Raw genomic sequence first — 14,956 nt, 5'->3', positions numbered from 1 at the left:
CGGCAAGGGTGGTGATCACATCACTGCACAAAATTTCTCCCGGGCACACTGAAAATCAAAATGTGGGAGGGGGCTTGCCCCACCTCCCACATTTTTACCGCGTTGTGTCAGACGTATTGCGCGGCGGCGTAGCCCGACGCCCAGGCCCACTGAAAGTTGAAGCCGCCGAGGTGGCCGGTCACATCCAGCACTTCACCGATGAAGTACAAGCCCGGGCTTTTCAGCGATTCCATGGTCTTGGACGACACTTCCCGCGTATCCACGCCGCCCAGCGTCACTTCGGCGGTGCGATAACCTTCGGTGCCTGCCGGTACCAATTGCCAGCTCGCCAGTTTTTGCGCGATGTCGGCCAGTTCGGCGTGGGTGTACTGCTTCATCGGCTTGGACACGAACCAGGTTTCTGCCAGCAGGTTGGCCATCTTCTTGGTGAAGATTTCACCCAGCAGGGTTTTCAGCTCGCTGTTGGGGCGCTCGGCTTGTTGCTGTTGCAGCCAGGCGTGGGCGTCGTGGTCGGGCAGCAGGTTGATCTCGACCGTGTCGCCGGACTCCCAATAGGAGGAAATCTGCAGAATCGCCGGCCCGCTCAGGCCGCGATGGGTAAACAGGAGGTTCTCGCGAAAGCTCTGGCCGTTGCAGCTGACCAGGCAATCGACCGACGTGCCGGATAACTCGCCGCACAGCTCCTTGAGCTGGTCGGTGATGGTGAACGGCACCAGCCCGGCGCGGGTCGGCAGCAGTTCGTGGCCGAATTGCCTGGCCACCTGGTAACCGAAGCCGGTCGCGCCGAGGGTCGGGATCGACAGGCCGCCGGTGGCGATCACCAGGGATTCGCAGCGCAACTCGCCCAGGGTGGTCTGCAACTGGTAGCCGCTGTCGAGCTTGGTGATGGTTTCGATCGAGGTGTCCAGGTGCAGGCTCACGCCGGTCTGGATGCACTCGTCGAGCAGCATGCCGAGGATGTCGCTGGATTTGTTATCGCAGAACAACTGGCCGAGCTTCTTCTCGTGGTACGGCACGCCGTGCTTGGCCACCAGGCCGATGAAGTCCCATTGGGTATAGCGGGCCAGGGCGGACTTGCAGAAGTGCGCGTTGTGCGAGAGGAAGTTCGCCGGTTCGGTGTACATATTGGTGAAGTTGCAGCGACCGCCGCCGGACATCAGGATCTTCTTGCCGGCCTTGTTCGCGTGGTCGATCAGCATCACCTTGCGCCCACGTCCGGCGGCGGTCAGAGCACACATCAAGCCTGCGGCGCCGGCGCCAATGATCACAACTTCGGTCGAGCGCACAACGGTGTCCTCATCTATGAATCAGTACGATCCCTGTAGGAGCGAGCTTGCTCGCGAAAACCCCATAGACGACACGGGCTACCTGATAGCGCTGCGTGATCGTTGAGGTTTTTCGCGAGCAAGCTCGCTCCTACAAGGGTGGTGGGTTTTTTACAGGATCCGCACGCGCAGCGAGCGGCCTTTGATCTTGCCGTCGTTCAGGCGCTGCAGCGCCTGCTTGGCGACGCTGCGTTCCACGGCCACAAACGCCTGGAAATCGAAGATCGCGATCTTGCCGACCTGGGCCCCCGGAATGCCGGCTTCACCGGTCAGTGCGCCGAGGATATCGCCCGGACGGACCTTGTCTTTACGGCCGGCGGCGATACACAGGGTGCTCATCTGCGGCAGCAGCGGGCCACCGCTCTGTGGCTTGAGGTTGTCCAGTTGGTCCCAGTTCAGCGGCGACTTCTGCAGTTGCTCGATGGCTTGGGCGCGGTGTGCTTCGGATGGCGCCACCAGGCTGATGGCTATCCCGGTCTCACCGGCACGGCCGGTGCGGCCGACGCGGTGGATGTGGATTTCCGAGTCGCGGGCCAGCTCGACGTTGATCACCATGTCCAGCGAGTCGATGTCCAGGCCGCGGGCAGCGACGTCGGTGGCGACCAGTACCGAGGTGCTGCGGTTGGCGAACATCGCCAGCACCTGGTCGCGGTCACGCTGTTCCAGGTCGCCATGCAGGCCGACGGCGGAGATGCCTTTGGAGGTCAGGTGGTCGACGGTTTCCTGCACTTGCTGCTTGGTGAAACAGAACGCCACGCACGAGGCCGGGCGGAAATGCGCGAGGACTTTGGTGACGGCCTCCATGCGTTCTTCCGGCGAGATCTCGTAGAAACGCTGCTCGATCTGCTCATCGGAGTGAAACGCTTCGGCCTTCACTTGCTGCGGCGCGCGCATGAATTTCGAGGCCAACTGCTTGATGCTCACCGGGTAGGTGGCCGAGAACAGCAGAGTCTGGCGACGGGCCGGGGTCTTGCTGATGATGTCTTCGATGGCGTCGTAGAAACCCATGTCGAGCATGCGGTCGGCTTCGTCGAGGATCAGCGTGTTCAAACCGTCGAGCACCAGCGAACCCTTGCGCAGGTGTTGCTGGATGCGGCCCGGGGTGCCGACGATGACGTGGGCGCCATGTTCCAGGGAGGCGATCTGCGGGCCGAGGGACACGCCGCCGCACAGGGTCAGCACCTTGATGTTGTCTTCGGCGCGGGCCAGGCGACGGATTTCCTTGGCCACCTGGTCGGCCAGCTCGCGGGTCGGGCACATCACCAGGGCCTGGCAGCCGAAGTAGCGCGGGTTGATCGGGTTCAGCAGGCCGATGCCGAACGCAGCCGTCTTGCCGCTGCCGGTCTTGGCCTGGGCAATCAGGTCCAGCCCCTTGAGGATCACCGGCAAGCTCTGCGCCTGGATCTGCGTCATCTCGGCATAACCCAGCGAGTCGAGGTTAGCCAGCATGGCGGCGGAGAGCGGCAACGTATTAAAAGCGGTGGCGATGGTGGTCACGGGACTGGCTCTGCAAAAACAAAATGTCGCGCAGTGTAGCAGTCCCGTGGGATTTTCCCTGCAAGTTCTCGACGAGACGCCTGCTAGTGTTCGATGTCGTGTTCGCGGCTGCCGATGCGTTTGCCGTCTTTTGGCGACAGTTGCAGGAAGATCGCCGCCGCCAGCATTGCCATGATGCCCACGGTGAGGAAGGTCAGTTGGAAGGCGCCGAGTACCGTGCTCACGCCGTCATTGCCCGATTCGGCGGTGAACCCGCCGAGCAGCGCACCGGCGCAGGCTACGCCGAGGCTCAGGGACAGTTGTGCCACCACCGACAGCAAGCTGTTGCCGCTGCTGGCCTGGGCATCGTCGAGGTCGATCAGGGTAACGGTGTTCATCGCGGTGAACTGCAAGGAGTTGATCGCCCCGAGTATCGCCAGCATGCCCAGCAGCAGCGGGTAGGGCGTCTGTTCGCTGACCAGGCCCATGCTCGCCAGCATCAGGCCTAAGGCCAGGGTGTTACCGGTCAACACCACGCGGTAGCCCAGGCGTTCGATCAGCGGCCGTGCAACCGACTTGGCCAGCATCGCCGCCGCCGCCAGGGGCAGCATGCTCATCCCGGCCTGGGACGGTGAATAGCCCAAGGCCACCTGCAACAGCAACGGCACCAGAAACGGCAAGGCGCCGCTGCCCAGGCGTGCGAACAGGTTGCCCAGGATGCCCACCGCAAAGGTACGGGTCTTGAACAGCGCCGGCGCAAACAGCGGGTTATCGATATGCCCGGCGCGCAGCCAATAGGCCGCCAGGCAGGCCAGCCCGCCGAACAGCAGCAACATCACCCGCAGGTGCGGCAGGTGCAATTCGCCCAGGCCTTCCATGGCGATGGTGATCAACACCATCGCCGCGCCGAACAGCAGGAAGCCGATGCCGTCGAACCGCGTGCGCTCGCTGCCGCGCAGGTCGGGGATCAGTTTCCACACGGCGTAGCAGCCGATCATGCCCACCGGCAGGTTGATCAGGAAGATCCAGTGCCAGGTCAGGTATTGCACCATCCAGCCGCCCATGGTCGGGCCGAGCAACGGACCGAGCAGGCCGGGGATGGTGATGAAGCCCATGATCCGCACCAGCTCGGAGCGCGGATAAGCGCGCAGCACCACCAGCCGGCCGACCGGCAGCATCAGCGCACCGCCCAGGCCCTGGACCACCCGCGCGCCGACGAGCATGGTCAAGCTGCTGGACAGCGCGCACAGCAGCGAGCCGATGCTGAACAGCATGATCGCGCCAAAGAAGATCTTCTTGGTGCCGAAGCGGTCGGCGATCCAGCCCGACGCCGGGATCAGCAAGGCGACGGTGAGCATGTAGGCGATCACCACCCCTTGCATGCGCAGCGGGTTTTCCGCGAGGTCCCGGGCCATCGCCGGCAGTGCCGTGTTGAGAATCGTCCCATCCAGCGATTGCATGAAGAAGGCAATCGCGACCACCCAGGGGAGCCAGCGGGCGGTCTTGGCATCGAGAGGGGCGCGATTTGGCATGGGATCCCTTTTGTTAGGAGGCTATGTGTCGGCGATTATGCGCCATTCGTCGCTCCTTTTCCCACTGAAGGTTCGTCCACATCCGACAACATCGCGTGCTCACCCACCAGAAAATCCAGCAGCGCGCGATGTACCGCCCGCGCCGCTTCGCGGGACTCCAGGTCGAGCAGATGCCCGGTATGTTCGGCGACGGCAAAGCTGCTGCGGCCTACGTAGTGCTGGAACAGTCGGGCCTCGGCGGCCGGGGTGTATTCGTCCAGCGTGCCGTTGAGGAAATGCACCGGCGTTTCGATCCGGCTGAGCTGTGGCAGGTAGTTGCCATCGCCCAGCGCCAGCACCTGATGGATATGAAAGCGCGCCTGGCGGTATTCGGTGGTGGCCATGTTCGACAGGTGCCGATGGTTATTGCGCTTGAGTCGCGGCGACAGGTATTTGCCCACGGTGTCGTTGAGCAAGTGGCCGACGGCGGATTTGTCGTCGGCTTCGATCAGCACGCGCACCCGCTCCACATAGTCGAGCATCGCCTGGTTGAGGTTCGGCGCCAGCGCCATCACCACCGAGCTTTCGATGGAGGGCGGGTTGTGTGCCAGGGTCAGCAGCGTGGAGATGCCGCCCCATGAGGCCGACACCAGGTGGTTGACCTGGAAGCGCTCCACCAGCGCCCGCAGGATTTGCACTTCGTCGTCCTTGGTCACCAGGTCCAGGTCGGTGTTGTGCTCGCGTGAATAGCCTGAGAACGGTAAATCGAACAGCAGCACATTGAAATGCTCGGCCAGGCATTTACTGGTGCGGGCGAAGGAGCGCGTGGTGGATAGCGCGCCATTGACCATCAGCACGGTTTTCTTTTGCGGATGGTGACCTAGTTGCTCAACATGAACGTTGTAGTGCTTGAACAGCTTTTCTATGACAAAACTTCCATGGTTCATGTCAATGCTCCAGCTTGCCTTTTCCCGGGCGAGGTCATGCATCACGTGCGGGCACGTGGGTTAGGTGGCGGGGTGCCACTAACCGTTATAACGGGGTTTTTTACAGGCGACAACCGGCCTTGGGCGGGCGGTGAGAGAGGTCTGATTTAGCTGTAGGACATGTCGAAACAAGACGTCTGAAATCAACACAAAACAATGTGGGAGGGGGCCCCTCCCACAAGCAGACTACTGTCGGTCAGAGGGTCAGGGTCAGGCGCTTGACCAATGCCCCCGGCAACAGATTGGACGCGGTGTTGCGCTGGCTGTAGGTACTGGCCGACAGCAACAGTTCGCGCTCTGCGGTCAGCGCTTCGAGTTGTGAGCCGAGCAGGCTGTAGACGCTGTCATCGAAGCGCATGGTGCTGACCGGCGCCTTGATCTCGCCGTCTTCCACCCAGAACGTGGCGAACCGCGTCATGCCGGTCAGGCGCGCTGCCGGCAGGTCGGAGTAGTTCAGGTACCACAGGTTGCTGATGTACAGCCCGGTGCCCAATTGCTTGAGGATATCGGCCTGGGCCAGGCTGCCCGCCGCCATCTGCAACGCGCTGGGGGACTCGTCGCTGCTGGCGCCGTTGGTGCTGAGGCCGTATTCGGCGGCGCTGCGCGAATTGACCAGTTGGCCGGCGCCCTGGCCGGCGTTGATCAGCGTGACGTCACTGCACGGGTAGCCTTCGCTGGAGAACGCCGGGCTCAGCGAGCCGCTGATGTGCTCATCCACCGTCACCAGCGTGCTCAACGACTGCTCGCCGGCATACAGCCGCTGTAGCGAGCTGCTTTTGCTGGCGATGGCCTGGGCGGAAAAACCGCCCCAGGTGATGATGCTGATGATTTCTTCCAGGGCCGCCGGCGCCAGGTAGGCGCGGTACTCGCCGGGCGCCAGCTTGTGCAGTGGCCGTCCGAGGAATTCCAGCTGTTCGCGAGCCTGCTGGAAGCGGCGGGCGAACTCGGCGCTGTTCCATTCATTGCCGGCGTAACTGGCTTTGACCGCTTCGCCGTTGGCGTGGAACAGGCTGAAGTCGAAGTTGAAACTATTGGCCTGATGCCAGCCGAACGCGCCGTCCGAACTGGCGAAGCCACGGCTGATCGGGCCAGCGGCGTAGAAACCGACCAGATCGACGCCGTGTGCCGCCTGGCTGATGTCTTCCAGCACCTGGCCCAGCTCGGGCAGCGGCCGGGCCTGTTCGTTTTGGCTCTGCCAGGCGTTGTGGTTCAGCAACAGGTACGGATCGTGCGGCAGCAACGGCAAGGTTTCGCGCAGCTGTTGCAGGCCAGCGGCGAGGCGCTGGCGGTCCAGCGCCGGCTCGCCGCCGAGGGTGATGCCGAGGTCGGCGTGGCGGCCATCGTTGATCAGTTTGAGGGTCAGGCTGGCTTGTTGCACCTGCCCGGCCTGACGCACCTTGGCATGGTTGAAACGCACGAATTCGGACGATTCCGCGGCGTAGCCCAGGTGAAATTGTTCTTTGTCGGTGAGGGCCTGCTTGAGCCACTCCACCAATGCCTTGAAGTTGTTCATCAGGCGTCTCCCCCAAATACGTCGACATGGCTGAATACACAGGCGGGCGAGGCATGGCCGACGCGGATCACTTGGTTGGGCTCGCCTTTGCCGCAGTTCGGCGTGCCCAACACCTGGAAGGTGCTGGCGTCGCCCACGGCGCTGAGCTTGCGCCAGAACTGCGCGGAAATGGCGCGGTAGTTGGGGTTTTTCACCACGCCTTTGAGTTCGCCGTTTTCGATCAACTGGCCCCATTCGCAACCGAACTGGAATTTATTGCGCGCGTCGTCGATGGACCACGAACGGTTGGTCGACATCAGGATGCCGTGTTCGATGCCGCCGATCAGTTGCGCCAGGTTCTGGTCGCCGGCCTCGATGTTCAGGTTGGCCATGCGGTCGATCGGCGGGCGGTTCCAGCTGCTGGCGCGGCTGTTGGCGACGCCGCTCATGCCCGCGCGAAATTGCGACAACGCCCCGCCCAGCGGTTTGAGCAGCAGCCCCTCGCGGATCAGGAATTGTTTGCTGGCCGGGGTGCCGTCGTCGTCGTGGCCGTAGCTGGCCAGTTGTTCGGGGATGTCCGGGTCGAAGGTCACGTTGAGCAGTTTGGAGCCGTATTGCAGGTGGCCGAAGTCGCTGGCCTTCACAAAACTGGTGCCGGCGTAATTGCGCTCGTCACCGAGGATGCGGTCGAGTTCCAGCGGATGGCCGATTGATTCGTGGATCTGCAGGATCATCTGGTCGGGCATCAACAGCAGGTCGCGCGGGCCCTGCGGCGTGTTCGGCGCCAGCAGCAGTTGCAGGGCTTCGTCGGCGATGCGCGGCGCGGCGCCGACCAGGCCGAAGCGCTCGATCACATCAAACCCGCCTTGCTGGCCGAAGTTACTGCCGCCGAGGGTGCGCGACTGGCTGTCGTTGCCGTCGTAGGCCGTGACGTTGACGCCAGGGAACACAAAACGCTGGGCCTGGCGCAGTTCCGCGCCGGCGCTGTTGAGGTAGATCTGTTCGACGTGGCTCAGGCCGAGGCTGACTTCCCAGTTCACCAGGCGCTCGTCCCGGGGCACGGCTGCGGATTCAGCGCCGAGCAATTGGTAGCAGTCGCTCAAGGAGGGGAAGGCTTGCTCAAGGTGGGGCGACAGGTAATCGGCGACGTCGCTGGACACGCGTTGCTCGCGCAGGTCGAGCAGGGCGTGGGGTTTTATCAAGCGTGCTTGCTGTTCGGCACGCTCGAGCGCAGCTTGCAGGCCGGGCAGGGAAATATCGTGGGTCGCGGCGTAGGTTTCGACACCGTTGACGCGCACGGTGAGCATGGCGCCTTCATCGTGGTTCAGGTGCGGCGGTGCGGCGACGTTCTTGCGCACCGACAGGTAGTGGCCGGATTCGCGCACGTAACGCAGGGAGAAAAACTCGGCGGTGGTGCGCAGGGCACTGAAATGCTTTTTGAGTGTGGCGTGGTGTTCGAACATGGGGCCTTCCTTGTGGGCGGCTCAGCGCGGGCAGACGAACAGAGTAGGCCTGGGCTGGGGAGCGGATCAAGGAGAGTGTAGGCGTAAGGTTTGCGGTGTTGGGTCGGGCCCTATCGGGGGCAAGCCCCCTCCCACACTTCGATTTGTGAATACATTCAAAATGTGGGAGGGGGCTTGCCCCCGATGCGGGCGACACGGTCTTCCAGTTACTGCGCAGTCGGCCCCACTTCACGCATCGGCTTGCCCCGCACCGGCGCATCGCCTGCCACGTAGTAGTCCGCGGTGCTGCGCGGCAGTGGCTTGCGGCCACGGATCTTGTCGGCGATTTTCTCGGCGATCATGATCGTCGGCGCGTTCAGGTTGCCGGTGGTGATGATCGGCATGATCGACGCATCGACCACCCGCAGGCCCTGCATGCCATGCACGCGGCCTTCGCCATCCACCACGGCCATCTCGTCGTTGCCCATCTTGCACGAGCAGGACGGGTGGAACGCGGTCTCGGCGTGTTCGCGGATGAACTGGTCGAGTTGCTCGTCGGTTTGCACCTCGATGCCCGGGCTGATTTCGCGGCCACGGAACGGGTCGAGCGCCGGCTGCTGCATAATTTCGCGGGTCAGGCGGATGCCATCGCGAAATTCCTGCCAGTCCTGCTCGGTGGCCATGTAGTTGAAGAGAATGCTCGGGTAGTCCCGTGGGTTCTTCGACTTCAATTGCACGCGGCCACGGCTCGGCGAACGCATGGAGCCCATGTGCGCCTGGAAACCATGCTCTTTCACACCGTTGCTGCCGTTGTAGTTAATCGCCACCGGCAGAAAGTGATACTGGATGTTCGGCCAATCGAAGTCTTCCCGGGTACGGATAAAACCGCCCGCTTCGAACTGGTTGCTGGCGCCGATGCCGGTGCCGTTGAACAGCCACTCGGCACCGATGGCCGGTTGGTTGTACCAGAGCAGCGACGGGTACAGCGACACCGGTTGGGTGCAGGCATATTGCAGGTACAGCTCAAGGTGGTCCTGCAGGTTTTCGCCGACGCCGGGCAGGTCGTGGACCACCGGGATGTCGAGGCTTTCGAGCAGTTTGGCCGGGCCGACGCCGGAGCGTTGCAGCAGTTGCGGCGAGGCGATGGCGCCGCTGCACACCAGCACTTCTTTACGCGCACGGGCTTCGACGCGTTCTTCGGCGGCGCCGATCAGGTAACGCACGCCGACCGCACGCTTGCCTTCGAACAGCACTTTGTCGGTCAGGGCATGGGTGACGATGGTCAGGGTGGAACGCTTTTTAGCCGTGTCCAGATAACCGCGCGCAGTGCTGGCGCGCCGTCCGTTTGGCGTGACGGTACGGTCCATCGGGCCGAAGCCTTCCTGCTGGTAGCCGTTCAAGTCTTCGGTACGCGGGTAACCGGCCTGTACGCCGGCTTCGACCATGGCGTGGAACAGCGGGTTGTTGCCGGCCTTGGGCGTGGTCACGCTGACCGGGCCGTCGCCGCCGTGGTAGTCGTTGGGGCCGATGTCGCGGGTTTCGGCTTTACGGAAATACGGCAGGCAGTCGAGGTAGGTCCAGTCTTCCAGGCCGGGCAGTTTCGACCAGTTGTCGTAGTCCATGGCGTTGCCACGGATGTAGCACATGCCGTTGATCAGCGAGGAACCGCCCAGGCCCTTGCCGCGCCCGCATTCCATGCGACGGCCATCCATGTGCGGCTCTGGATCGGTCTCGTAGGCCCAGTTGTAGCGACGACCCTGCAGCGGGAACGCCAGGGCGGCGGGCATCTGGGTGCGGAAGTCGAGACGGTAATCCGGGCCGCCGGCTTCCAGCAGCAGGACGGTGACGCCTTCGTCTTCGGTCAGACGGGTCGCCAGGGTGTTACCGGCGGAGCCGGCACCCACAATGATGTAGTCGTATTCTTGGGACATTGAATGCACCCTCTTTGAAGTGTGGTCAGGTCGGGCCTCATCGGGGGCAAGCCCCCTCCCACCTTTGAAGGTATTCACAATTCAAATGTGGGAGGGGGCTTGCCCCCGATAGCGGCCTCACAGGCAACGCAAGGCCCAGGCTTAGAACACCGAGGCGTAATCGCCCAACTCGACCTGTACCGATTTGATGCGGGTGAAGTTGTTCAGCGAGCTGATCCCGTTCTCACGGCCCACGCCCGACTGTTTGTAGCCACCGACCGGCATTTTCGCGTCGGACTCGCCCCAGGCATTGATCCAGCAGATGCCCGCTTCCAGTTGATGAATCACGCGGTGGGCGCGGTTCAGGTCCTTGGTCACCAGGCCGGCGGCGAGGCCGAAGTCGGTGTCGTTGGCGCGGCGGATCACTTCTTCTTCAGTCTCGTAGGTGAGGATGCTCATCACCGGGCCGAAGATTTCTTCACGGACGATGGTCATTTCGTCGGTGCAGTCGGTGAACACGGTCGGGGCAACAAAGGCGCCTTTGGCGAAGTCGCCGTCGGTCAGGCGGTCGCCGCCGCACAGCACGCGAGCGCCTTCGGCCTTGCCCTTGGCGATGTAGCCGAGCACGCTTTCCATGTGGGCGAAGCTGACCAGCGGGCCGAAGTTGGTGTTGTCGTCCTGCGGGTCGCCGATGCGGATGCGCGCAACACGTTCGGCGATCTTGGCTTCGAACGCGGCTTGCAGGTGCTTGGGCACGAACACGCGAGTACCGTTGGTGCAGACCTGACCGGAGCTGTAGAAGTTGGCCATCATCGCGATGTCGGCGGCGCGGTCCAGGTCGGCGTCTTCGAACACGATCAGCGGCGATTTGCCGCCCAGTTCCATGGTCACTTCCTTGAGCGAAGAGCTGGAGGCGCTGGCCATGACTTTCTTGCCGGTGTCGGTGCCGCCGGTGAACGAGACTTTCTCGATGCGCGGGTGCTCGGTCAGCCAGGTGCCGACTTCGCGGCCGCTGCCGGTCAACACGTTGAACACACCGGCCGGAACGCCGGCTTCGGTGTAGATCTCCGCCAGTTTCAGGGTGGTCAGCGAGGTGACTTCGCTGGGTTTGAAGATCATCGCGTTACCGGCGGCCAGGGCCGGTGCGGATTTCCACAGGGCGATCTGGATCGGGTAGTTCCACGCGCCGATACCGGCGACCACGCCCAGCGGCTCGCGGCGGGTGTAGACGAACGAGGTGTCGCGCAGCGGGATCTGCTCGCCTTCGATGGCTGGCACCAGGCCCGCGTAATATTCCAGCACGTCGGCGCCGGTGACGATGTCGACGTACTTGGTTTCGGAGAAGGATTTACCGGTGTCCAGGGTTTCCAGGGCGGCCAGTTCGTCATTGCGCTCGCGCAGGATGTCGACGGCACGACGCAGGATGCGCGAACGCTCCATGGCGGTCATGGCGGCCCAGATTTTCTGGCCTTTTTCAGCGCTGACCACGGCACGTTCAACGTCATCGAACGTTGCACGTTGCACTTGGGCGAGAACTTCACCGTTAGCCGGGTTGATGGCTTCGAAGGTGGCATCGCTGCCAGCGTCGCTGTAGCCGCCGTCAATGTAGAGTTTTTGCAGGTCGAAACGGGCCATAAAGTCCTCGCAAGTGCATAAGTGGTTGGCGTTAACCACTGAGGGGTGGCCAATAAGAGTCTGGCAACACCGATCAGTGGAGGTTCAGGGGTTGAGCGGTTATGTGTGCTCTAACTCACCTGCTTGGCCAATTGGAAATCCATGTATTCGTAAGCGATCCGTTGCGCCTGCGCCGTGTCGAATTCATCTCCCGACAGGGCGCCGCGCAACCACAAACCGTCGATCAAGGCCGCCAGGCCTCGGGCTGCGCTGCGTGCATCCGGCAGCGGCAACACGCGGCGGAACTGGCAGCACAGGTTGGAATACAGGCGGTGATCGTTGATCCGCTGCAACCTGTGCAAAGACGGGTGGTGCATGCTGGTCGCCCAGAAGGCCAACCAGGTTTTCATTGCCGGGCCGTTGACCTGGCTGGCGTCGAAGTTGCCGCCGATGATCACTTGGAGGTGCGCCCGTGGCGTGTCCTCCGTCAACGCTTGTCGCCGTTCGTGGACGTTCTCGATCAGCACATTCATCAAGTACCGCATCGTGGCCGCGATCAGGCCGTTCTTGTCCTTGAAGTAGTGACTGATGATGCCGTTCGAAACGCCGGCCAAACGGGCGATCAGCGCAATGCTGGCATCTCCCATTCCGACTTGATCGATGGCCGTCAGCGTGGCTTCGATCAGTTGTTGGCGGCGTATGGGTTGCATACCGACCTTGGGCATGGAGTACCTCTCCTCAGGCCTGCCGGCGGGCGATGACGTCCGTCGACTCGATGGCCAGTCTATTTTGTTTTGATTGAACGTTCAATCAACAAAGAATAAGCTCTGCGACAAATGGTCGCTGCCTGCCGGTATTTCCTACAGGTAGGTGGCGACATCTGACACCTGTGAAAACCCTTGAAACAGGCCATTTCAGAGCCTGAACACTGCTTCGGCGGGCTCAAGAATTTTCGGGGTGTCTTTATAACACCCGTCCGTCGACTGCCGAAAAATCGATGAGCACGGGATCACCGCTGCCTTGTGTTTCTCTCTCGCACTGCCTGGAGCATCTGCGCCATGAGTTCTGCCTCTCTAATAAAAACCCCACCGGAAAAGGTGCGGGTCAACGGTTGTGTGTTCTACACCTCCACCGCACTGATTCTGTTGCTGACCGCCATTTTGATCATCGCCCCGCAAGAGGCCGGCCGGATGCTCGGCGTGGCGCAGGCGTGGTTATCGAAAAGCTTCGGCTGGTACTACATGCTGGTGATCGCCGCCTACCTGGTGTTCGTGGTCGGCCTGGCGTTTTCGTCCTACGGCAAGCTGAAGCTGGGCAGCAAGGACGACACCCCGGACTTCAGCTACGGCGCCTGGGCCGGCATGCTGTTTTCGTCGGGTATCGGCATCTCGTTGCTGTATTTCGGCGCATCGGAGCCGTTGGACCATTACTTCAACCCGCCCGAAGGCGCGGCCGCCAGCAACGGCGCGGCGCGCCAGGCGCTGCAATTGACCTTCCTGCACTGGGGCCTGCACGGCTGGGCGATCTATGCGCTGGTCGGCCTGGCCGTGGCGTACTTCGCGTACCGCCATAACCAGCCACTGGCCCTGCGCTCGGCGTTGTACCCGCTGGTGGGCGAGCGTTGGGTCAAAGGCGCGGCTGGCCATGCGGTGGACGGGTTCGGCATGTTCGTGACCCTGCTGGGCCTGGTGACCAACCTCGGTATCGGCGCGATGCAGGTGTCGTCCGGCCTGGAAAACCTGTTTGGCATGCAGCACAGCAACACCAACCTGCTGATCGTGATCATCGTGATGAGCACTGTGGCGACCATTGCCGCCGTGTCGGGGGTGGAGAACGGCATTCGTCGCCTGTCCAACCTCAACATCGTGTTGTTCAGCGGTTTGCTGATCTTCGTGCTGTTGTTCGGCCCGACCCTGCACCTGCTCAACGGCCTGGTGCAGAACACCGGTGACTACCTCAACGGCATCCTCCTGAAAACCTTCGACCTGTATGTGTACGAAGGCGACGCCGACAAGACCGAACGCTGGATGGGCCTGTGGACCCTGTTCTACTGGGCCTGGTGGATTTCCTGGGCGCCGTTCGTGGGCATGTTCATCGCACGGATTTCCCGGGGCCGCACAGTGCGTGAACTGGTGGCCGGCGTGCTGCTGATCCCGCTGGGCTTCACCCTGGCGTGGTTGTCGATCTTCGGTAACTCGGCGCTGGACCTGGTGTTGAACCAGGGCGCGGTGGCGTTGGGCAAGACGGCGCTGGAACAACCGTCGATGGCCATCTACCAATTGCTGGAGCATTACCCGGCGTCGAAAATCGTCATCGGCGTGTCGATCTTTGTCGGCTTCGTGCTGTTCCTGACCCCGGCGGACTCCGGCGCGGTGATGATGGCCAACCTGTCCTGCAAAGGCGGCAACGTGGACGAAGACGCGCCGCACTGGCTGCGGATCTTCTGGTCGGCGGTGATCACCCTGGTGACTATCGGCTTGCTGTTTGCGGGTAACTTCGAAGCCATGCAAACCATGGTGGTGCTGGCGGGGCTGCCGTTCTCGGTGGTGCTGATTGTCTTTATGTTCGGTTTGCACAAGGCGATGCGCCAGGACATGGCGACGGAACTGGAGCAGGCGCAATTGGCCGAGCGTGGCCGTCGTGGTTTCAGCGAGCGCTTGACCGCCCTGGACCTGCAACCGAGCCAGGCCACGGTGCAGCGCTTTATGGACAAGCACGTCACGCCGGCACTGGAAGACGCGACGAAGGCGTTGCGCGACCAGGGGTTGGACGTGCAGACCCTGTTGGGCAAATCCAAGCGTTGCATTGGTGTGCGTATCGAGATGGAAGAGGGCAACCCGTTTGTCTACGAAGTGAGCCTGGACGGCTACGCGGTGGCGTCGGACGAACTGCCCGAGGCGGAGCGCGCCCGTTACTACCGGGCCGAGGTGTACCTGCACAACGGGCCTCAGGAGTACGACCTGATGGGCTTCGCCCAGGAACAGATCACCCGGGACGTGCTCGATCAGTTTGAAAGCCATCGGCAGCTCCTTGGCCGTGTCTATAGCTGATGGTTGAAGCCTGGTGGTGTCCCCACTGACACCACTGGGGCAAAAAATGTGGGAGGGGGCTTGCCCCCGATTGCAGTGTGTCAGTCAGCTCATCTGTTACTGATACACCGCTATCGGGGGCAAGCCCCCTCCCACATTGGTTTTGCGGTG

General features: G+C 62.5%; 10 protein-coding genes. 1 reads left to right on the top strand and 9 read right to left on the bottom strand.

Features of this window, described 5'->3' with window-relative positions; genetic code table 11:
* Positions 1-107: 107 nt before the first annotated feature.
* The 9 genes from TU80_RS04615 to betI form a co-directional block, all read right to left on the bottom strand.
* On the bottom strand, positions 108-1,286 hold the full coding sequence (locus TU80_RS04615) for a BaiN/RdsA family NAD(P)/FAD-dependent oxidoreductase (protein ID WP_046385156.1): 1,179 nt from the start codon (positions 1,284-1,286) through the stop codon (positions 108-110).
* Positions 1,287-1,436: 150 nt separating this feature from the next.
* Positions 1,437-2,774: an ATP-dependent RNA helicase DbpA gene (gene dbpA, locus TU80_RS04610; RefSeq protein WP_232566626.1), complete on the bottom strand. Its 1,338-nt coding sequence runs from the start codon at positions 2,772-2,774 to the stop codon at positions 1,437-1,439.
* Between the two features lie 131 nt (positions 2,775-2,905).
* Positions 2,906-4,333 (bottom strand): multidrug transporter subunit MdtD, encoded by a 1,428-nt coding sequence (gene mdtD / locus TU80_RS04605; RefSeq protein WP_017844943.1) that lies wholly within the window; start codon positions 4,331-4,333, stop codon positions 2,906-2,908.
* A gap of 35 nt (positions 4,334-4,368) precedes the next feature.
* Positions 4,369-5,259: an alpha/beta fold hydrolase gene (locus tag TU80_RS04600; RefSeq protein WP_017844942.1), complete on the bottom strand. Its 891-nt coding sequence runs from the start codon at positions 5,257-5,259 to the stop codon at positions 4,369-4,371.
* Between the two features lie 235 nt (positions 5,260-5,494).
* Entirely contained in the window at positions 5,495-6,811 is a 1,317-nt protein-coding gene (locus tag TU80_RS04595) for a TldD/PmbA family protein (protein WP_057003934.1), read from the bottom strand.
* Positions 6,811-8,253: a TldD/PmbA family protein gene (locus tag TU80_RS04590; RefSeq protein WP_057003933.1), complete on the bottom strand. Its 1,443-nt coding sequence runs from the start codon at positions 8,251-8,253 to the stop codon at positions 6,811-6,813. The genes TU80_RS04595 and TU80_RS04590 overlap by 1 nt, the downstream gene beginning before the upstream one ends.
* A 206-nt stretch (positions 8,254-8,459) precedes the next feature.
* The gene (betA, locus tag TU80_RS04585; protein WP_057003932.1) at positions 8,460-10,163 is read right to left on the bottom strand and encodes a choline dehydrogenase; all 1,704 of its coding nucleotides are present in this window, start codon (positions 10,161-10,163) and stop codon (positions 8,460-8,462) included.
* Positions 10,164-10,304: 141 nt separating this feature from the next.
* The gene (gene betB, locus TU80_RS04580) at positions 10,305-11,777 is read right to left on the bottom strand and encodes a betaine-aldehyde dehydrogenase (RefSeq protein WP_017844938.1); all 1,473 of its coding nucleotides are present in this window, start codon (positions 11,775-11,777) and stop codon (positions 10,305-10,307) included.
* A gap of 110 nt (positions 11,778-11,887) precedes the next feature.
* A complete protein-coding gene (gene betI / locus TU80_RS04575) occupies positions 11,888-12,481 on the bottom strand; it encodes a transcriptional regulator BetI (RefSeq protein ID WP_017844937.1) in 594 nt (197 codons plus the stop codon).
* Positions 12,482-12,871: 390 nt separating this feature from the next.
* Between betI and TU80_RS04570 the strand changes: the two genes are divergently transcribed.
* Complete coding sequence (locus tag TU80_RS04570) at positions 12,872-14,806, top strand: BCCT family transporter (RefSeq protein ID WP_227778914.1); 1,935 nt, start codon at positions 12,872-12,874, stop codon at positions 14,804-14,806.
* The last annotated feature ends 150 nt before the right edge of the window (positions 14,807-14,956 follow it).

Source organism: Pseudomonas veronii (assembly GCF_001439695.1).
In the GTDB taxonomy this organism is placed as follows: Bacteria; Pseudomonadota; Gammaproteobacteria; order Pseudomonadales; family Pseudomonadaceae; genus Aquipseudomonas; species Aquipseudomonas veronii.
The sequence above is the reverse complement of the archived record's forward strand: the minus strand, read 5'-3'. Positions and strand labels throughout refer to the sequence as shown.

Coding starts and splice junctions, on each gene's coding strand:
- dbpA (WP_232566626.1), bottom strand. CDS start 2,774: ATGCTGGCTAACCTCGACTCGCTGGGTTATGCCGAGATGACGCAGATC.
- mdtD (WP_017844943.1), bottom strand. CDS start 4,333: ATGCCAAATCGCGCCCCTCTCGATGCCAAGACCGCCCGCTGGCTCCCC.
- TU80_RS04600 (WP_017844942.1), bottom strand. CDS start 5,259: ATGAACCATGGAAGTTTTGTCATAGAAAAGCTGTTCAAGCACTACAAC.
- TU80_RS04595 (WP_057003934.1), bottom strand. CDS start 6,811: ATGAACAACTTCAAGGCATTGGTGGAGTGGCTCAAGCAGGCCCTCACC.
- TU80_RS04590 (WP_057003933.1), bottom strand. CDS start 8,253: ATGTTCGAACACCACGCCACACTCAAAAAGCATTTCAGTGCCCTGCGC.
- betA (WP_057003932.1), bottom strand. CDS start 10,163: ATGTCCCAAGAATACGACTACATCATTGTGGGTGCCGGCTCCGCCGGT.
- betB (WP_017844938.1), bottom strand. CDS start 11,777: ATGGCCCGTTTCGACCTGCAAAAACTCTACATTGACGGCGGCTACAGC.
- betI (WP_017844937.1), bottom strand. CDS start 12,481: ATGCCCAAGGTCGGTATGCAACCCATACGCCGCCAACAACTGATCGAA.